Annotated in this window: 16 protein-coding genes and 1 pseudogene; 7 read left to right on the plus strand and 10 right to left on the minus strand. The window is 72.5% G+C overall.

Annotated features, from left to right (window positions below):
• Positions 1 to 6: 6 nt before the first annotated feature.
• Both AB0D74_RS25270 and AB0D74_RS25275 read right to left on the minus strand, forming a co-directional pair.
• Positions 7 to 1,491, minus strand: coding sequence for a protein kinase (locus AB0D74_RS25270; protein WP_362591144.1), 1,485 nt, complete (start codon positions 1,489 to 1,491; stop codon positions 7 to 9).
• A 16-nt stretch (positions 1,492 to 1,507) separates the two neighbouring features.
• Positions 1,508 to 3,418, minus strand: coding sequence for a hypothetical protein (locus AB0D74_RS25275; RefSeq protein WP_362591147.1), 1,911 nt, complete (start codon positions 3,416 to 3,418; stop codon positions 1,508 to 1,510).
• Positions 3,419 to 3,554: 136 nt separating this feature from the next.
• On the opposite strand from AB0D74_RS25275, the gene AB0D74_RS25280 reads away from it, so the two are divergent.
• A complete protein-coding gene (locus tag AB0D74_RS25280; RefSeq protein ID WP_362591150.1) occupies positions 3,555 to 4,328 on the plus strand; it encodes a DUF4253 domain-containing protein in 774 nt (257 codons plus the stop codon).
• Between the two features lie 110 nt (positions 4,329 to 4,438).
• Here the strand turns inward: AB0D74_RS25280 and AB0D74_RS25285 are convergent, their stop codons facing one another.
• Positions 4,439 to 5,671 carry a PLP-dependent aminotransferase family protein gene (locus tag AB0D74_RS25285; protein ID WP_362591153.1) on the minus strand — a complete coding sequence of 411 codons (1,233 nt, stop codon included), beginning with the start codon at positions 5,669 to 5,671 and terminating at the stop codon, positions 4,439 to 4,441.
• 280 nt (positions 5,672 to 5,951) lie between these two features.
• Here AB0D74_RS25285 and AB0D74_RS25290 point away from each other — a divergent pair, with 280 nt between their 5' ends.
• The gene (locus AB0D74_RS25290) at positions 5,952 to 6,182 is read left to right on the plus strand and encodes a hypothetical protein (RefSeq protein WP_362591156.1); all 231 of its coding nucleotides are present in this window, start codon (positions 5,952 to 5,954) and stop codon (positions 6,180 to 6,182) included.
• A 46-nt stretch (positions 6,183 to 6,228) separates the two neighbouring features.
• On the opposite strand, the gene hemB is transcribed toward AB0D74_RS25290, so the two are convergent.
• Together hemB and AB0D74_RS25300 are read right to left on the minus strand one after the other, a co-directional pair.
• On the minus strand, positions 6,229 to 7,221 hold the full coding sequence (gene hemB / locus AB0D74_RS25295; RefSeq protein WP_362591159.1) for a porphobilinogen synthase: 993 nt from the start codon (positions 7,219 to 7,221) through the stop codon (positions 6,229 to 6,231).
• Between the two features lie 123 nt (positions 7,222 to 7,344).
• The gene (locus AB0D74_RS25300; protein WP_362591162.1) at positions 7,345 to 7,710 is read right to left on the minus strand and encodes a hypothetical protein; all 366 of its coding nucleotides are present in this window, start codon (positions 7,708 to 7,710) and stop codon (positions 7,345 to 7,347) included.
• Positions 7,711 to 7,871: 161 nt separating this feature from the next.
• Here AB0D74_RS25300 and AB0D74_RS25305 point away from each other — a divergent pair, with 161 nt between their 5' ends.
• From AB0D74_RS25305 to AB0D74_RS25315, 3 genes are read left to right on the plus strand one after another with little or no spacing between them, the layout of a single operon-like run.
• Positions 7,872 to 8,222, plus strand: coding sequence for a hypothetical protein (locus AB0D74_RS25305; RefSeq protein ID WP_362591165.1), 351 nt, complete (start codon positions 7,872 to 7,874; stop codon positions 8,220 to 8,222).
• Positions 8,219 to 9,013, plus strand: coding sequence for a hypothetical protein (locus AB0D74_RS25310; protein WP_362591168.1), 795 nt, complete (start codon positions 8,219 to 8,221; stop codon positions 9,011 to 9,013). The genes AB0D74_RS25305 and AB0D74_RS25310 overlap by 4 nt, the downstream gene beginning before the upstream one ends.
• A 57-nt stretch (positions 9,014 to 9,070) precedes the next feature.
• On the plus strand, positions 9,071 to 9,445 hold the full coding sequence (locus AB0D74_RS25315; RefSeq protein ID WP_362591171.1) for a roadblock/LC7 domain-containing protein: 375 nt from the start codon (positions 9,071 to 9,073) through the stop codon (positions 9,443 to 9,445).
• Between the two features lie 112 nt (positions 9,446 to 9,557).
• Here the strand turns inward: AB0D74_RS25315 and AB0D74_RS25320 are convergent, their stop codons facing one another.
• From AB0D74_RS25320 to AB0D74_RS25340, 5 genes are all read right to left on the minus strand, one after another.
• Positions 9,558 to 11,264 (minus strand): uroporphyrinogen-III synthase, encoded by a 1,707-nt coding sequence (locus AB0D74_RS25320; RefSeq protein WP_362591174.1) that lies wholly within the window; start codon positions 11,262 to 11,264, stop codon positions 9,558 to 9,560.
• Entirely contained in the window at positions 11,261 to 12,229 is a 969-nt protein-coding gene (hemC, locus tag AB0D74_RS25325; RefSeq protein WP_362591177.1) for a hydroxymethylbilane synthase, read from the minus strand. The genes AB0D74_RS25320 and hemC overlap by 4 nt, the downstream gene beginning before the upstream one ends.
• Positions 12,226 to 13,926, minus strand: coding sequence for a glutamyl-tRNA reductase (locus tag AB0D74_RS25330; protein WP_362591180.1), 1,701 nt, complete (start codon positions 13,924 to 13,926; stop codon positions 12,226 to 12,228). Before AB0D74_RS25330 ends, hemC begins: the two co-directional genes overlap by 4 nt.
• Positions 13,923 to 14,681, minus strand: a complete 759-nt coding sequence (locus AB0D74_RS25335; RefSeq protein ID WP_362591183.1) for a redox-sensing transcriptional repressor Rex — start codon at positions 14,679 to 14,681, stop codon at positions 13,923 to 13,925. The genes AB0D74_RS25330 and AB0D74_RS25335 overlap by 4 nt, the downstream gene beginning before the upstream one ends.
• A 281-nt stretch (positions 14,682 to 14,962) precedes the next feature.
• Positions 14,963 to 15,247, minus strand: coding sequence for a glutaredoxin family protein (locus tag AB0D74_RS25340; RefSeq protein WP_351486203.1), 285 nt, complete (start codon positions 15,245 to 15,247; stop codon positions 14,963 to 14,965).
• 139 nt (positions 15,248 to 15,386) lie between these two features.
• Between AB0D74_RS25340 and AB0D74_RS25345 the strand changes: the two genes are divergently transcribed.
• Together AB0D74_RS25345 and AB0D74_RS25350 are read left to right on the plus strand one after the other, a co-directional pair.
• Positions 15,387 to 16,313, plus strand: coding sequence for an HAD-IB family hydrolase (locus AB0D74_RS25345; protein WP_362591187.1), 927 nt, complete (start codon positions 15,387 to 15,389; stop codon positions 16,311 to 16,313).
• Positions 16,314 to 16,802: 489 nt separating this feature from the next.
• Positions 16,803 to 17,239, plus strand: a pseudogene (locus AB0D74_RS25350) (RNA polymerase subunit sigma-24); the annotation flags it as partial.

Consider the following 17,239-nt stretch of genomic DNA (forward strand, 5'->3'; position numbering starts at 1 on the left):
CGTCCCTCACTGCGGGGGCGGGCCGGTGACGGATTCCAGGGCCAGCTCGGCCGCGAGGCGCTTCAGCTCTGCGGTGCGGGCCCCGGTGCGGCCCCAGGCGATCAGGATCGCGGCGATGCGGGCGTCCACCTGCCGTCGGTCGTACCCGAGCCATGCGGCCTCTCCGAGCGCGAAGGGTTCGTAGGGGCGCATGGGCCTCGCGTCCCGGTCGGCTCGCTCCCGGGCGTCGGCGACGCGCCGGGACGCTCCGGGGTAGTGCTCCGCGAGGAACCTCTCCATGGTGTCGAGGTGGGCCTGCTCGTTCTCCCACTCTCGTTTGAGACGGGCCATGTACGCGTCCACCTGCGCACGGTCGTAGCCCTGCGCGGCCAGGTCGAACTCGCCGCCTGCGAGGACGCCGACGGGGGTGGCTGCGGGGGTGCCGACGGGAGTCGTGGGCGGCGGTTCCGCGGCGGGCCGGCTCGCCGCGGGCCGGGTCCCGGCGGCGGCGATGATCGTCTCGGCCTCCCGGCGGGCGCGCTCCACGGTCTCCCGGGCCGTCCGCTCGGCCTCCTGCCGGATGGCCCACGCCTTGCGCAGCAGCCGCCGGACGACGTCGTCGCCGTACCCGAGTGCGGTGACGTCCAGGTCGGGTGTGTCGACGGCATGCTCGTACAGCAGTGTGCTCAGCGCGTCGTGGACGGCGGCGGCGGTCTGGGGACGGTCCTCGGGGCGTTTGGCGAGAAGGCTCGTCAGGAGGGTGCCGAGGGCTTCGGGGAGGTTCGGTACGAGCGTCCGCGGCGGTGCCGGTACCTCGTCCATGTGCATGCGCAGCACGCTCAGGGGATGGTCGGCGACGAAGGGCGGGCGGCCGGTCACCGCGTGGTAGAGCAGGCAGCCCAGGGAGTAGAGGTCGCTGCGGTGGTCGATCTCCCGGGTGCCGAGGGCCTGTTCCGGGGACATGTACGGCGGGGAGCCGAGCAGGGCGCCGGTGACGGTGAGTTCGTGGACGCCGAGCGATTCGCCGATGAACTTCGCGACCCCGAAGTCGAGGACCTTGACGGTCCCTTCGGGGGTGAGCAGGACGTTGGCCGGCTTGATGTCGCGGTGGATCACCCCGTGCCGGTGGGCGGCCCCGAGGGCCTGGGTGATCTGTCCGGCCCAGCCGACGGCCAGCGGCCACGGCGGCGTGGACTGTCCCAGCCGCCTGCTCAGCGGGACTCCGGGGACGAGTTCCATGACGAGGTAGAGGACCGGACGGTCGTCGACGCGGACCTCGCCCCAGTCGTGCACGGTGACGACGTTCGGGTGCAGGACCCGTCCGGCCAGCTGTACCTCCCGCTCGAACCTGGCCTGGGTCTCCGCCCCGTCCGCCAGCGGCAGCGCGCGGACGATCTTGACGGCGACCGGGCGGCGCATCCGTTCGTCCTGCGCGGCCCACACCTCGCCCATGCCGCCCGCGCCGAGCCGGGCCCCGATCCGGAACCGCCCGGCGATCAGCACTCCTTGCACCGGTCGCCTCCCCCCTTCAGGACCCCGCCGAGTCGCCGGAGCTGCCGTAGGAGCCGCCCGCCAGCCGGCGCAGTCGGCGGGCCTCCTCCTCCAGGCGGTGCGCGACCTGCGGCGCGCCCTCGGTGAGGCCGCTGGCGCTGAGCTGAGCGGCCAGTGCGGTGAAGTAGTGGCCGGTGGACAGGAGCAGGTCGTCCATGCCGATCGGAGCCGGGCCCGGGGGCAGGGCGTTGGCGGTGGCGTCGGCGAGTACGCGGTTGATCTCGGCCCGGATCTGGCTCTTGGCGTCCTCGGTGAGGGAGACGGCCCGGCCGAGCTGGTTCAGCAGGGAGTCGCAGGACCGGCGCAGCTCCCCCAGCAGCCGGACGTCCCTGCCCACGGGGCTGATCCCGACCGTCTGGCCCGTGAAGACGTCGCCGCGCACCAGCCGGTCACCGGCCACCACGGGCTCGTAGCGGCGCAGGTCGATGGCGGCGGTCGCGCCCAGGGCCGCCCGGAAGCAGGGGTGGATGTGGAACTCGGTCTCGTGCGGCTGGACGGGCAGGTCGGTGCTCCCGGTGAAGACGATGTCGTTGCCGCGCCGTACGCCGAGGAAGCCGACGTCGTAGAGGACGTCGATGATGCCGGGCAGGGTCAGTGCCTGCGCGTAGGCGGGGAACAGCCGGTGCAGGGACTCCTCGGCCGCCTCGAACCGGCTGCGCAGTGCGGCGCGGGAGACGACGTAGCCCGCGTTCTGGAAGAGCGGGTACAGGTTCTTCAGGAACGGGTGGGCGACCAGGTACTCCAGGGAGAGGTCCTTGAGCTTCCACGCGGAGAACTGGAAACCCGCCTCCAGGACGTCCGCCTCGGTGATCCTGGCCCGGCCGTACTTGAGGTGGGCGGTCTCCTGGCAGAGGTTGAGGAACTGGATGGCGTCCCGGGGGCGGGGCAGGCAGCGGCGGAAGAGGTGGGCCGGTGTCCACTCGCCCTCGACGGCCGGCGGGAACAGCTCCTGCCACAGCTGGTCGGCGGTCAGGCCGGCGCCGGCGGAGGCCCGGGCGCGGGCCAGTGCGAGATCGCGCAGCGCCTCCTCGGTCCAGGCGATCCGCAGCTCCTCCAGGTGGAACTTGTCCAGCTCACCGAAGGACAGCGAGTCGTAGATGTCCGCCCGCAGGAACAGCAGGAGCTGTACGACGCCCGTGTACCGGCTCGCCGCGTGCTTGGCGGCCAGCAGCAGTCCGATCACCATGGAGTTGCTGTCCGGCTCGGCGGACCACACCAGCTCCAGCTGGTCGACCATGAGCAGCAGCGGCGAGTGCGCGGCGGCGCAGCCGAGGTCGGCGAAGGCCCGTTCCACCCCGTGCTCCACGACCTTCAGCTGGCGCTGGGCACGGGCCCCTTCCGACGGCGAACCCGCCAGGTCGATCGCCGCCTTGACGCCGAACGCCTCCAGGGAGAGGGAGGTCTGCAGTCCCTGGACGGTCTGTGCCAGGCGGTCCAGGCCGCCGTCCTCCAGTTCGCCGTTCTGCTTCAGGAACTTCAGCAGCGCCTTCACCGAGGCGGGTGTCTTTCCGTGCGCCCGTTTCGCGTGCGCGGCGAGGTGCCGGGCCGCGTGGACGGCGAACAGGTAGCGCCAGATCAGCGCCTTGGCCGAGTCACCGGGCAGCCCCTGCAACTCGAACCGGCGGATCTCCTCGCCCGCCACCTCGTCCGGGGTGACCAGCGTCTTCCCTGCGTACACAGGCCCCTGGTCCGCCATCAGCTGCATGCAGACGGCGCTCTTGCCCGACCCCTTGCGCCCGATGATCAGCATCTTCTGTCCGGAGACGGCGGCCCGGTAGGCCGCGTTGGGCAGAAAGCCGCCGCGCAGCAGCAGCCCGTCCTTGACATCCCGCTCCGCGTCCTCGCGCCCGAAGCGCAGACGTGCGAGCAGCCCCCCGTCGTCGCTCATGCCATCCACCGTATCGGCGAACGGGGCGGTCGCCGACGGGTTCGGCACGGAGACCACCGGCAAGAGGCCTCCGCCCGCCGCCCGTTCGGGGCGACCGTGTCCGGCGTTGTCAGTGGCGCCCCTTACAGTCACTGCCATGGCGACTCTTCCCAACCCGCTGCCCAAGCTGGCGACCGACCCGAGCGGTCGGTCCCTGGGGCTTCAACTCCCGCCCGGGACACTGCTCGACGACACGCTGGACGGCCCGTGGCACGCGCCGTTGCTGTGGTACGCCGGGCAGCCCGCCGGTCCCGGGACCTGGACGGCGCTGGGCGCGCCGGCCGCCCGTGCGGGGCTGCTGCCGGTGCTCATCGACGTGTCCGAGATCGACGACTGGGACTTCGCGCCCGGTGAGACGTCGTACCCGGGGGACCACGACGCCGACGAGGTGCTGGAGGACTACTGGGAGGAGGACCCGCCGGAGGGCGAGGAGTGGCCGGGGCTCGCTCCCGCGCCCGCGCTGGTCGCCGACCCGGACTCGCGGGCCGCGGACGTCGCCGACGCGCTCAGCCAGGGGCGCCCCTGGCTGAAGGAGCCGCACCTGGCGCTGGTCTCCGCCCGGCGCAGCGCGGACATACCGGCGGCCGTCGGCTGGAGCGGCCCGGTGAACTACGAGGAGGACGTGGCGCGGCTCTGCGCGGTGCTGCGCTCCTGGGAGGACCGGTTCGGCGTCCGGGTGGTGGCCCTCGGCTTCGACCACCTCGCCCTGTCCGTCGCCGCCCCGCCCGCCGACCTCGACGAGGCGGAGGCGGTCGCCGCCGAACACTTCGCGTTCTGCCCGTACGCCGTCCTGCCGGACACCGACGACACCCTCTCGTCCTACGCCGGGCAACTGGTCGGCGAACGACTCTGGCACTTCTGGTGGGACTGAGCCGCCCCGCGCCCTGACGGGGCGCTGGGGGTACCCCCGGCCGAAGGCTGGGGGAGGAACTGCGCGACCAGCCACGACGTTGAAGCAGGCGACCGACGGCGCACGGCACATCACGGCGCTTCCAGCGAAGCGTTGCCGCCCAGCCCCTTCGCCAGCCTCCGCAGCCCCTCCCCGATCTCCTGCGGCGTCTGCGTCACGAAGCACAGCCGCAGCGTCGAGCGGTCGGGGTCGGCGGCATAGAACGGCTCGCCGGGGACGTAGGCCACGTTCTGCTCCACCGCCCGGCGGAGCAGCGCGGTGGTGTCGTACGACGACGGGAGCCTGGCCCAGAGGAACATGCCGCCCTCGGGCCGCTGCCAGGTGGAGCCGGCCGGGAGGGCGTCGGCGAGGCCGGCGAGCATGGCGTCGCGGCGTTCGCCGTACACCGCGCGCACTTTGGCGACGTGGGCGTCCAGGACGTCCAGGTAGCGGGCGGCGGCGAGCTGGTTGAGGGTCGGGGTGTGCAGGTCGGCCGCCTGTTTGGCCACCGCGCAGGCGCGGCGCAGGGCGTCGGGGGCGCGGAGCCAGCCGAGGCGCAGGCCGGGGGCCATGACCTTGGAGAGGGAGCCGAGCAGGACCGTGCGGTCCTCGGCGCCGGGGAAGGACGCGATCCAGGGGGTGTGGTCGCCGTCGTAGCGGAGTTCGCCGTAGGGGTCGTCCTCTATGATCCACAGGCCGTGCCGGGCTGCGGTGGTGGCCAGGGCGGCGCGGCGGGCGGCGGGCATGGTGCGGCCGGTGGGGTTCTGGAAGGTCGGGACGAGGTAGAGGAGTTTGGGCCGTTCGGCGCGGATCAGCTCCGCGAGGGCGGCCGGGTCGACGCCGTCCGCGTCCCCGGGCACCGGCAGCACGCGTGCGCCGGCCAGCCCGAACACCTGGAGTGCCGCCAGGTAGCAGGGGCTTTCGACCAGGATGGTGTCCCCGGGGTCGATCAGGGCGCTCGCGAGGAGGGAGAGCGCCTGCTGGGAACCGGTGGTGACGAGGAGGTCGTCAGCCCCGGTGGGCAGGCCCCGCGCCGAGACGCGGGCCGCCAGCCGCTGCCGCAGCGCCGGTTCGCCCTCGGTCGTCGAGTACTGCAACGCCCGCTCCGGCGCCTGCTCCAGCACCGCGCGGAAGGCGGCGGCGATGCCCTCCCGGTCGAACAGTTCGGGGGCCGGCAGTCCGCCCGCGAAGTTGATCACCTCGGGCCGGGCGGTCACCGCGAGGATCTCCCGCACGGGTGATCCGCCGACGGTCCGGGCCCGGGCCGCGAGCGGCGGAAGCGGCGCGAGGGCAGGGGCGGGGGCGGAGGCAGGCGTGAGGGTCATGGACGGCTCCTTGGGCTGATCCTCGTCTTGGCGGGAGCGTAGAGAGGTGCGTGCCGCCTACACCCGTCATTCCGCGATCCGGACGGGCCGGCCCCGGGCGTCCCGTTCCGTCGTCCCGCGGGACGGGATCCGTGCAGTTCACGGGGGTGGACCGGGCGCGGGCGTCCCGAATCTCCCGTCGGCTCTGGCGGGCCGGGCGAGCCGCCCGACAGGCTGAGGGCACAGCGCTGCCCCGCACCCCGAGCGCCGACCACGCCGAGATCGTCAAGGGAGCCCTCGCATGTCCGTCACGCACCGCACCCCGGCCTCCGGCCGCCGCCGTCTCCTGGCGACGGCCGCCCTGACGCTGGTCGCCGCGACCGCACTGAGCGGGTGCCGGGACGGCCAGGGCGTACGCGACGAGGGGCCGTCCTCCTCCGCGGCCCACGTCCGGCCCTCCGAAGATCCGGCACACTCCCCGGCGCCGGCGCCCGAGCGGACCTCGCGGCAGCCCTCACGGCAGAGCTCATGAGCGTGCCCCGGCAGAACCGCTTCCGCCGGGGCGCGGTCGTCCGCGGTCAGCCCAGCATCCGGGCGGCCTCGACCGCCCAGTAGGTGAGGATGTTCTGCGCGCCGGCCCGCCTGATGCCGGTCAGGGTCTCCAGGATCGCGCGGTCGCGGTCGATCCAGCCCTTCTCGGCGGCGGCCTCGACCATCGAGTACTCGCCGGAGATCTGGTAGGCGGCGACCGGCACGTCCACCGAGTCGGCGACCCGCGCGAGGATGTCGAGGTAGGGCCCGGCCGGCTTGACCATCACCATGTCGGCCCCCTCCTCCAGGTCGAGGGCCAGCTCCCGCAGCGACTCCCGGACGTTGGCGGGGTCCTGCTGGTAGGTCTTGCGGTCGCCCTTCAGCGAGGAGCCGACGGCCTCGCGGAACGGGCCGTAGAAGGCGGAGGCGTACTTCGCGGTGTAGGCGAGGATCGCGACGTCCTCGCGCCCGATCTGGTCGAGCGCGTCGCGTACGACGCCGATCTGGCCGTCCATCATCCCGCTGGGCCCGACGACATGGGCGCCCGCGTCGGCCTGCACCTGGGCCATCTCGGCGTACCGCTCCAGGGTGGCGTCGTTGTCGACGCGCCCCTCGGTGTCGAGCACCCCGCAGTGGCCGTGGTCGGTCGTCTCGTCGAGGCACAGATCGGACATCACGAGGAGTTCGTCGCCGACCTCGGCGCGCACGTCGCGCAGCGCGACCTGGAGGATGCCGTCCGGGTCGGTGCCGGGCGTGCCGAGGGCGTCCTTCTTGCTCTCCTCCGGCACCCCGAACAGCATGATCCCGGAGATGCCCGCCTCGACCGCCTCGGCCGCCGCCTTCTTCAGACTGTCCCGGGTGTGCTGCACGACGCCGGGCATGGCGGTGATCGGCACGGGCTCGCTCACGCCCTCCCTGACGAACGCCGGGAGGATGAAGTCCGCGGGGTGCAGCCGGGTCTCGGCGACCATGCGCCGCATGACGGGGGTGGTCCGCAGCCGTCGCGGCCGCGTGCCGGGGAAGGAGCCGTACTTCGTCATGCGCTCTACGCTACGCCCGTCACATGAGCGCGCTTACCGACTCGGCGTCGGGCTCGGCACACCGGACTCGGCACCCGTGTCCCGGCCCGCGCACGGGGGCCGGGACACCACGGCACCGGGAGGTCAGACCTCCAGCTCGGTCTCCAGCTTCTTGAGGCTGTGCCGGGCCAGCGCGAGGTTGCTGCGGCCACGGTCCAGGGCGAGGTAGAGGAAGAGCGAGCCGCCGGCCTTGGTCAGGGGACGGATCAGGTGGTACTGGCCGCCGAGAGTGATCAGGATGTCCTCGATCTCGTCGTCGAGACCTATGGACTTCAGCGTCCGCTGCTTGGCGCGGACGACCTCGGTGTTCCCGGCCGCCGCCAGCTCCAGGTCCAGGTGCGGTCCGCCGCCCAGCACGCCGAGCGACATGCCGCTTTCGTAGTCGACCAGGGCGACCCCGACGGCCCCGTCGATGGTCATGGCTTCCTTGAGCGCTGTCTCGATGTTCACGCTGGTGCCCTCGATTTCCTTACGTGGGTCGACTCGGACGCAAGCAGTTCGACGGAGGTTGCTTCCTGACCCGTCCGAGTCCGAATAAACGTCATCTTTGGCCAGTGTTGCAACAGTTAGCAATAAAGTACTGTGCGACCGAGGGTCAGGAGGGGGAACTCATGGCTTTGCTCGACACCGTCCTGCACGACGCCGGACGGACGCCCGGCGTGACCGCCGCCGCGCTCGTGGACGGCGTGACGGGCCTTTTCTATGCCGAGCACGGTGATCCGGCCCCGGCCCAGGACGCCCAGGAGACCGCCCACCTGGCCACCACACAGCTCAACAGGGCTGGATTCACGGGCGAGTTGGAGAGCATCGTCGTCACCACCGCAACCCACCACCATGTCACGGTCCGCGTCGACCGGCAGGGCGACCCGCTCCTGCTGTTCGCCCTGGTGGACCGGGACCGCACGAACATCACCTGGGCACTGCGGGACCTGGCCGAGCACACGGGCCGACTGCTCGCATGAACCCGCAGACACCGGCCGCCCGCAACGTCCCGGCCCTGCTGGCCGCCCTGCACGCCGAGAAGCGCACCTGTGCCGTCCTGGTCTCCGGCACCCCGGGCGGTGTCATCCACGTCCGCGACGGCATGGTCACGGGCATGGAGACCCCCGGCGCCCCCGGCGTCGAGGTGCTCCTGCTCAAGTCGCGCCGGATCACCGAGGACGACTGGACCGCCGTCCGCGCCACCGGCACCGACCCCGCGCGGCTGGCCCTGGAGCTGGTCGCGCAAGGCCTGCTGGGCGCCGCCGAACTGGAGATCACCGGCCGGGCCGCCCTGTTCGACGCGGCCTTCGCCCTGGCCCTGACCACCCCGGACGGCTGGGAGGTGACCGAGCCCCGGCCCCTGCTCGACACGGGCGCCGCGGTACCGCCCGACCGCCTGGTCACCGAGAACACCCGCCGCATGCGCCTGCTGTCGAACGAACGCGGCGCCACCGCCCGCTTCGCACGCGACCGCCCGGAACCGGCCCCGGCCGCCCGCGACCCGCGGCAGACCGCCCTCCTCTCGCCCCGCCACCAGGCCCTCCTGACCGTCGCCGACGGCCGCAGGACCCCCCGGGACATCGCCTTCACCCTCGGCCGCGGCCTGTTCGCCGTCATGCTGGACCTCCGCGACCTGCTGTCCCTGGGCCTCCTCCAGTCCCCGTCCGCCCTCCCCGCCGGCCGCCCGAGCACGGCCCCGCGCACACCGGCCGCACCCCCCACGGCAGCACCGCCCCCCTCGCCGACCCCGCTCCCCCGCCGCAAGCGCTAGTCCCGGGCAGCAGTGCCCCACGCACCACCGAGCACGACAGCACAGGAGGAAGCCACCATGAACGATCCCGTGCAGGACATCCTCGTCTCTTTGCGCGACCGGGTGATGGGCGTCCGCGAGACCACTCTGGCCACCGTCGACGGGCTGGTGGTGGCGAGCGACACGGACAAGGCCCACCCCGAGTCCATGGCCGCCGTGGCCTCCGCCGCCCTCTCCCTCGGCCACCGCCTCGCCGACCAGGGCGACACCGGCACCCTCCGCCAACTCACGGCCCGGTGCAGCGCGGGCCACGTCATCGTCACAGCGGTGGGCACCCGAGCCCTCCTCGCCGTCATCACCGACGAGGGCGTCGACGGCCTCGCCTTCGACCGCGAGATCCCCACCGTGGTCGAGGACCTGAAGAAGATCCTCGCCCACGACGCGCCCCGATAGGGGCGCGGGGAACTGCGCGGCCAGCCCCCACCGGCCCGCGGACGGCCGACGACGCACGACAGAGGGGGCCCGGGGCACAGCCCCGGACCCCCTCTCACCTCACCAGCTCACCTCACGTGGTGGTACGCCTCCTGCGTGCCCCCGGCCGCCGCTCACTCGGCCGGGTCACCGGATCGCCGGCCTCCAGCGCGCTCGCGCGCCTGCGCAGGCCGAACTCCGCCAGCGCCTCCGCCAGCTTCGCGGCCGACGGCTCCGGGGCCATCACGTCCACCCGCAGCCCGTGTTCCTCGGCCGTCTTGGCCGTGGCGGGGCCGATACAGGCGATGACCGTCACGTTGTGCGGCTTGCCGGCGATGCCGACCAGGTTCCGCACGGTGGACGACGACGTGAAGAGCACCGCGTCGAACCCGCCGCCCTTGATCGCCTCCCGCGTGTCGGCCGGCGGCGGCGACGCCCGCACGGTCCGGTAGGCGGTCACGTCGTCCACCTCCCAGCCGAGCTCGATGAGCCCGGCGACCAGCGTCTCGGTGGCGATGTCGGCCCGCGGCAGGAAGACACGGTCGATCGGGTCGAAGACCGGGTCGTAGGGCGGCCAGTCCTCCAGGAGCCCGGCGGCCGACTGCTCGCCGCTCGGCACCAGGTCCGGCTTCACGCCGAAGGCGACCAGCGCCTTCGCGGTCTGCTCGCCGACCGCCGCGACCTTGATCCCCGCGAAGGCCCGGGCATCGAGCCCGTACTCCTCGAACTTCTCCCGGACCGCCTTGACGGCGTTGACCGAGGTGAAGGCGATCCACTCGTACCGGCCGGTGACGAGCCCCTTGACGGCCCGCTCCATCTGCTGGGGCGTGCGCGGCGGCTCGACGGCGATCGTCGGCACCTCGTGCGGCACGGCACCGTAGGACCGCAGCTGGTCGGAGAGGGACGCCGCCTGCTCCTTCGTGCGCGGCACGAGCACCTTCCAGCCGAACAGCGGCTTGGACTCGAACCACGACAACTGGTCGCGCTGTGCGGCGGCGGACCGCTCACCGACCACGGCTATCACCGGCCGGCCGCCGTCCGGCGACGGCAGCACCTTCGCCTGCTTCAGCGTCTGCGCGATGGTGCCGAGGGTGGCGGTCCACGTCCGCTGCCGGGTCGTCGTACCGGCGACGGTGACCGTCAGCGGGGTGTCCGGCTTGCGGCCGGCGGCGACCAGCTCCCCGGCCGCCGCGGCCACCGAGTCGAGGGTCGTCGACACGACCACCGTGCCGTCCGAGGCACCGACCTCGGTCCAGCACCGGTCCGAGGCGGTACGGGCGTCCACGAAGCGGACGTCCGCGCCCTGCGCGTCCCGCAGCGGCACACCGGCGTACGCCGGCACCCCGACCGCGGCAGCGACACCCGGCACGACCTCGAAGGGCACACCCGCGGCCACGCAGGCGAGCATTTCCTCGGTCGCGTACGTATCAAGTCCCGGGTCCCCGGACACCGCACGGACGACCCGCCTGCCACCCCGCGCGGCCTCCATGACAAGATGAGCCGCATCCCGCACGGGCGGGAGGGAAGCGGTTGTTGACGCACCGTCAACAACCGTGAGTTGAGGCGTGCCTGTGCCCGGATACGGGTCCGATGACGGATCCGGATCGGTGGTCACGACGGAGACGCCCTGCCTGGCGTGGGTTCTGATCACGTCGAGCACGTCGTGCTCGGCGACCAGGACGTCCGCGCTGGACAGTGCCTCCACGGCACGCAAGGTCAGCAGTCCCGGATCTCCGGGTCCGGCACCCAGGAAGGTGACGTGCCCGTGTTCCAGGCCGGCGGGAAGGTTGGTGGGGCTCACTGTGCTCGCTCCCCCATCAGACCGGCCGCGCCCTGGGCAAGCATCTCGGTGGCGAGTTCGCGACCGAGCGCCGTCGCCTGGTCGTATGTCTCGGGCACGGGACCGGTGGTGGACATCTGCACCGTCCGGGTGCCGTCGGTCGTGCCGACGACGGCCCGCAGGCGCATTTCCTTGACAATCTGCCCGTCGGCCAGAAGGTCGGCAAGCGCGCCCACAGGGGCGGAGCAGCCGGCCTCCAGGGCGGCGAGCAGTGATCGCTCGGCGGTCACGGCGACCCGCGTGAACGGGTCGTCGAGTTCCCCGAGCCGGGCGATGAGCTCCGCGTTGTCCGCGGCGCACTCGATCGCCAGTGCCCCCTGGCCGGGGGCGGGCAGAACCGTGTCGACCGACAGGAAGTCGGTCACCTCGTCGATGCGGCCGATGCGGCTCAGGCCGGCCGCCGCCAGCACCACGGCATCGAGCTCGCCGTCGTGCACGTATCCGATCCGGGTGTCGACGTTCCCCCGGATCGGCACGGTCTCGATGTCCAGGCCGTGCGAGCGCGCGTACGCGTTCAGCTGCGCCGCGCGGCGCGGCGAACCGGTACCGATGCGCGCCCCGCGCGGCAGGTCGGTGAACTTCAGCGCGTCCCGGGCGACGATCACGTCCCGCGGGTCCTCGCGCACCGGTACGGCGGCCAGCACCAGCTCGTCGGGCTGGGTGGTCGGCAGGTCCTTCAGCGAGTGAACCGCGAAGTCGACCTCGCCGCGCAGCACCGCGTCCCGCAGTGCGGTCACGAAGACGCCCGTGCCGCCGATCTGTGCGAGGTGCTCGCGGGAGGTGTCACCGTACGTGGTGATCTCCACGAGTTCGACGGGCCGTCCGGTCACCCGGCTCACGGCCTCCGCCACCTGCCCGGACTGGGCCATGGCGAGTCTGGACCGCCTGGTCCCCAGCCGCAATGGCGTCAGTGGATTGTCACTCATGCCGGTCGGTCCTTCTTGTCTGTGCTGTCCACGGCCCGGGAGACGGCGGCCACCGTCTCGGGGTCGAGGTCGAACAGGGTCCGCAGCGCGTCCGCGTACCCGGCGCCGCCGGGCTCGGCCGCGAGCTGCTTGACCCGTACGGTCGGCGCGTGCAGCAGCTTGTCGACGACCCGGTGCACGGCCTGCCGGATCTCCCCGCGCTGGCGCTCGTCCAGGTCGGGCAGGCGGCCGTCGAGCCGGGCGATCTCGCCCGCGACGACATCGGCGGCCATCGTCCGCAGGGCCACCACGGTGGGCGTGATGTGCGCCGCCCGCTGGGCCGCCCCGAAGGCGGCGACCTCGTCCGAAACGATCCGCCGCACCTGGTCCACGTCGGCCGCCATCGGCGCGTCCGCGGACGCCTCCGCCAGCGACTCGATGTCCACAAGGCGCACCCCGGCCAGCCGGTGCACGGCCGCGTCGATGTCCCGGGGCATGGCGAGGTCGAGGAGGAACAGCGCGGGAGCGGGCCGGGCGAACCCGGCGACCGGCTCCGGCCTGCGCCGCTCCGGGATCCGGCCGACCCGGGCCGCCGCCGCGGCGAGCGCCCCGATCAGCTCGGCCTCGGCCTCGGGGGTACGACGGCCGGTCTCCCGGATGTCGACGGTCCCGTTGTCCACCCAGGCCGCGTGCTGCTCCAGCTCGGCCGCGGCCATCCCGGCGACGGCGGCCTCCCCCATCACGGAGAAACCACTCTGCTCGGCGGTGAGGTCGAGCGGGCAGTTCTCGTCGGCACCGAGTCCGCCACCGGGGCCGACGGCGGCCGACGGCTGCCTCGGCGTCGTCGGTAGGTCGATCTCGGCGGCCGGCTCGCCCGTACGGCCCTCGACCGCCGCCGCGACCGCGTCCGCGGTCAGCACCAGCCCCGTCGCTCCCGTACAGGAGACGGCGACGTCGGCACGTGTCAGCTCGCCCGGCACCGCATCCATCGGTACCGCGCGGGCCACCACGTCCGTGTCGTCGGCGTCGTTCAGGATCTGCGCCAGCCGCTCCGCGCGGTCGAACGTGCGGTTCGCGACGACGATCTCCGCGACCCCCGCCCGCGCGAGCGTCGCCGCGGCCAGCGAGGACATCGATCCGGCGCCGATGACCAGCGCCTTCCTGCCCCTGGCCCAGTCCCGTACCTCGCCGCCCGCGGCCAGCTGCTCGAGACCGAAGGTGACCAGGGACTGTCCGGCCCGGTCGATCCCGGTCTCGGAGTGGGCGCGCTTGCCGACCCGCAGCCCCTGCTGGAACAGGTCGTTCATCAGCCGCCCGGCGCTGTGCAGCTCCTGCGCGCGGGCCAGGGAGTCCTTGAGCTGCGCGAGGATCTGCCCCTCGCCGACGACCATGGAGTCGAGTCCGCAGGCCACCGAGAACAGGTGGTGGACGGCCCGGTCCTCGTAGTGCACGTAGAGATAGGGGGTGAGCTCGTCCAGCCCGACCCCGCTGTGCTGGGCGAGCAGCGTGGACAGCTCGGCGACCCCGGCGTGGAACTTGTCCACGTCGGCGTAGAGCTCGATGCGGTTGCAGGTGGCGAGGACCGCGGCCTCGGTGGCCGGCTCGGCGGCGACCGTGTCCTGGGCCAGCTTGACCTGGGCGTCCGTGCTGAGCGCGGCCCGTTCCAGGACGCTGACCGGGGCGCTGCGGTGGCTGAGCCCGACGACGAGGAGACTCATGCCGGCATCACGGCGGGTACGTCCCCGTCGGGCCCCTGCTCGCCGGCGTCCTGGTGCGCGGCGGCCGGCGGGACCGCCGCCGCCTCGTGCTCCTCGCCGGCCTTGCGCTGCTCGTGGAAGGCGAGGATCTGCAGCTCGATGGAGAGGTCGACCTTGCGTACGTCGACGCCGTCCGGGACGGACAGCACGGTCGGCGCGAAGTTCAGGATGGAGGTGACCCCGGCGGCCACGAGCCGGTCGCAGACCTGCTGGGCGACGCCCGGCGGGGTGGTGATCACGCCGATGGAGACGCCGTTGTCGGAGATGATCTTCTCCAGGTCGTCGCTGTGCTGCACGGCGATCCCGGCGACCTGCCGTCCGGTCATCGCCGGATCGGCGTCGATCAGGGCGGCGACGCGGAAGCCACGGGAGGCGAACCCGCCGTAGTTGGCGAGGGCGGCACCCAGGTTTCCGATGCCGACGATCACAACCGGCCAGTCCTGGGTCAGGCCCAGCTCACGGGAGATCTGGTAGACGAGATACTCGACGTCGTAGCCGACACCGCGCGTTCCGTACGAACCCAGGTAGGAGAAGTCCTTGCGCAGCTTCGCGGAGTTGACCCCCGCGGCAGCGGCCAGTTCCTCCGAGGAGACCGTGGGGACCGAGCGCTCCGACAGTGCGGTCAGAGCGCGGAGGTACAGCGGAAGCCGGGCGACGGTGGCCTCGGGGATACCTCGGCTGCGGGTCGCCGGTCGGTGAGTTCGGCCAGTTGCCACGGTGCTCCAACAGGTTGAGCGGGGCTGCGGACGGTCACACGTACCCAGACCGCCCCGTCGACAGCAGGCTATGTCTTTGTGAACGCGTGCACAAAGATGGTGTCCGTTTTGCCCGGCCAACGTGACCGGGGTCACGCACCCCCGACGCGCTCGCGCGGGACCGGCGCAGACGCGCCCACGCTCCCTCTCCAATGGGGGCAAAACCGTACACTCTCCTCACGAATCCCGCCCCCGAGACCAAGCCGCCGTCGATCCTAGGCGACTTTTCCAGCCGGTTTGGACTAGTCGGTCAGTGCCTTGCGGAGCCGTTCCTCGTTCACGCGCCAGAAGGTGTGCTGTTCGCCGTCGACGAGGACCACCGGGATCTGCTCCCAGTACAGATCGTGCAGTCGCGCATCCAGAGTGATGTCCTTCTGCTCCCAGGGCACTCCGAGATCGCCGCAGACCTTCTCGACCACGACCTGTGCGTCATCACACAGATGGCAACCGGGTTTACGGATGAGGGTGACCGATCGCGCACTCGGCGCGGGCGCCTTCCGGCCAAAGAGGGGACTCATGACGTCCATTGTCCCGCCCCCGGCAGGGCATGTCCGCCGCCTTCTGCACGGGTTCTTCGCCTTGTTTAACGGCCCGGTCGCGGAGAGTTCACACCGAGCCAACTCCCGTGACTCCGGAACACCCGAACAAACTGGCTATGCTCACGACATGGCCGCTCTCGGATGGCTCACTCCCCGTAGGCGCTCCGCCACGGCGCGGAGCGTGTTGGCAGGCGAGGCCTCGGCGGAGGCCGCGCGCAAGAACCAGGAAGCGACGGCGCCGCCCGCCGAGGAAACCGCGGAGCCGGACTTCCCCGTGCTCGGCGACGACAAGGCCGCCGCGTTCTTCGACCTGGACAACACCGTCATGCAGGGCGCCGCCATCTTCCACTTCGGCCGTGGCCTGTACAAACGGAAGTTCTTCGAGACCCGCGACCTCGCCCGGTTCGCCTGGCAGCAGGCATGGTTCCGGCTGGCCGGCGTCGAGGACCCCGAGCACATGCAGGACGCCCGCGACTCGGCCCTGTCCATCGTCAAGGGCCACCGCGTCGCCGAGCTCCAGACCATCGGCGAGGAGATCTACGACGAGTACATGGCCGAGCGCATCTGGCCCGGCACCCGCGCCCTCGCCCAGGCCCACCTGGACGCGGGCCAGAAGGTGTGGCTCGTCACAGCGGCCCCGGTGGAGATCGCCGGCGTGATCGCCCGCCGGCTGGGCCTGACCGGTGCGCTGGGCACGGTCGCCGAGTCGGTCGACGGCGTCTACACGGGCAAGCTGGTCGGCGAGCCCCTGCACGGGCCCGCCAAGGCGGAGGCGGTACGCGCCCTGGCCGCCGCGGAGGGCCTCGACCTCTCCCGCTGCGCGGCCTACAGCGACTCGCACAACGACATCCCGATGCTCTCCCTGGTCGGCCACCCCTACGCCATCAACCCGGACACGAAGCTGCGCAAACACGCCCGCGAGCTGGACTGGCGCCTGCGCGACTACCGCACCGGGCGCAAGGCCGCGAAGGTCGGCATCCCGGCGGCGGCCGGCGTCGGCGCGGTCGCCGGCGGCACCGCGGCGGCGATCGCGTTGAGCCGACGGCGCCGATAATCCGGCGTCGGCCGGGCGGGACATCGCCGTAGCACCGCGGGCCGGTTCCCGACTACGGGTGCATTGCGGCTGATCGCGCAGTTCCCCGCGCCCCTGACGGGGCATTGCTCAACCGTTTCTCTTTGGCCGCGGGCAGTCGTGCCGCTGGGGCGGCACGGGTGGGCGCGGGCGGCACCCGGCCGGCGCCGGTGAGCGTCCCCGCCCCGGCCCACCCCCGCCGCGCGCCCCGAATTATCGCGCGGTCGCCCCAACACGCCCCGCACATCGCCGAAACCCGCACGTTTTCGTTCAACAACCGGTCACTCTAAGGCTCTTGAGCCACCGCCAAACGGTTACAGAAGCGACGCAATCGATGATTTGAGCAACTCGGTGTAGCAGTGCCTGCACGAAGCGTTATTCTCCTCAGACGCAAACCGGTTCCCCTCCGTCGCTACGACGGGTGAAAGGTTCCGTACTGCACGTGATGGAAGCTCTGCCTCTGGGAGTCCCGTGTACCCACACGTCGGGGTTGACGCCTCGGGCCTGGCTACGCTGCGCGCAACAGTCGCGACGGTCAAAGAGACGCTGCGTGGCCTTGTCCCCACCGCGTACGCCGTCCCCGCCTTCGCCACCGCCGCCCCCGTCGGCCCGTGCTACGCACTGGCCGACGGCATGGAACAGGTGCCTGCGCGCAGCGCCGTCGTCGAGGGCCGCCGGTCCGGCGACGGACGGAACGCGGGCAGACGCGGTCGCACCGCCGGTGCCGGTGGCGCCGGCGGCACCGGTGCCACCACCACCCGCCGTCCGGCCGCAGACAGCGACAGCGCCCGGATGATGGACCTCGTGGAGCGCGCCCAGGCCGGCGAGGCCGACGCCTTCGGCCGCCTCTACGACCAGTACAGCGACACCGTCTACCGCTACATCTACTACCGCGTCGGCGGCAAGGC

It is taken from the genome of Streptomyces sp. NPDC048278 (assembly GCF_040652195.1).
Lineage (GTDB): Bacteria > Actinomycetota > Actinomycetes > Streptomycetales > Streptomycetaceae > Streptomyces.

Excerpts from the sequence above, each read along its gene's own strand:
- AB0D74_RS25275 (WP_362591147.1), bottom strand. The coding sequence starts at position 3,418 with ATGAGCGACGACGGGGGGCTGCTCGCACGTCTGCGCTTCGGGCGCGAG.
- AB0D74_RS25280 (WP_362591150.1), top strand. The coding sequence starts at position 3,555 with ATGGCGACTCTTCCCAACCCGCTGCCCAAGCTGGCGACCGACCCGAGC.
- AB0D74_RS25285 (WP_362591153.1), bottom strand. The coding sequence starts at position 5,671 with ATGACCCTCACGCCTGCCTCCGCCCCCGCCCCTGCCCTCGCGCCGCTT.
- AB0D74_RS25290 (WP_362591156.1), top strand. The coding sequence starts at position 5,952 with ATGTCCGTCACGCACCGCACCCCGGCCTCCGGCCGCCGCCGTCTCCTG.
- hemB (WP_362591159.1), bottom strand. The coding sequence starts at position 7,221 with ATGACGAAGTACGGCTCCTTCCCCGGCACGCGGCCGCGACGGCTGCGG.
- AB0D74_RS25305 (WP_362591165.1), top strand. The coding sequence starts at position 7,872 with ATGGCTTTGCTCGACACCGTCCTGCACGACGCCGGACGGACGCCCGGC.
- AB0D74_RS25310 (WP_362591168.1), top strand. The coding sequence starts at position 8,219 with ATGAACCCGCAGACACCGGCCGCCCGCAACGTCCCGGCCCTGCTGGCC.
- AB0D74_RS25315 (WP_362591171.1), top strand. The coding sequence starts at position 9,071 with ATGAACGATCCCGTGCAGGACATCCTCGTCTCTTTGCGCGACCGGGTG.
- hemC (WP_362591177.1), bottom strand. The coding sequence starts at position 12,229 with ATGAGTGACAATCCACTGACGCCATTGCGGCTGGGGACCAGGCGGTCC.
- AB0D74_RS25330 (WP_362591180.1), bottom strand. The coding sequence starts at position 13,926 with ATGAGTCTCCTCGTCGTCGGGCTCAGCCACCGCAGCGCCCCGGTCAGC.
- AB0D74_RS25340 (WP_351486203.1), bottom strand. The coding sequence starts at position 15,247 with ATGGACGTCATGAGTCCCCTCTTTGGCCGGAAGGCGCCCGCGCCGAGT.
- AB0D74_RS25345 (WP_362591187.1), top strand. The coding sequence starts at position 15,387 with ATGGCCGCTCTCGGATGGCTCACTCCCCGTAGGCGCTCCGCCACGGCG.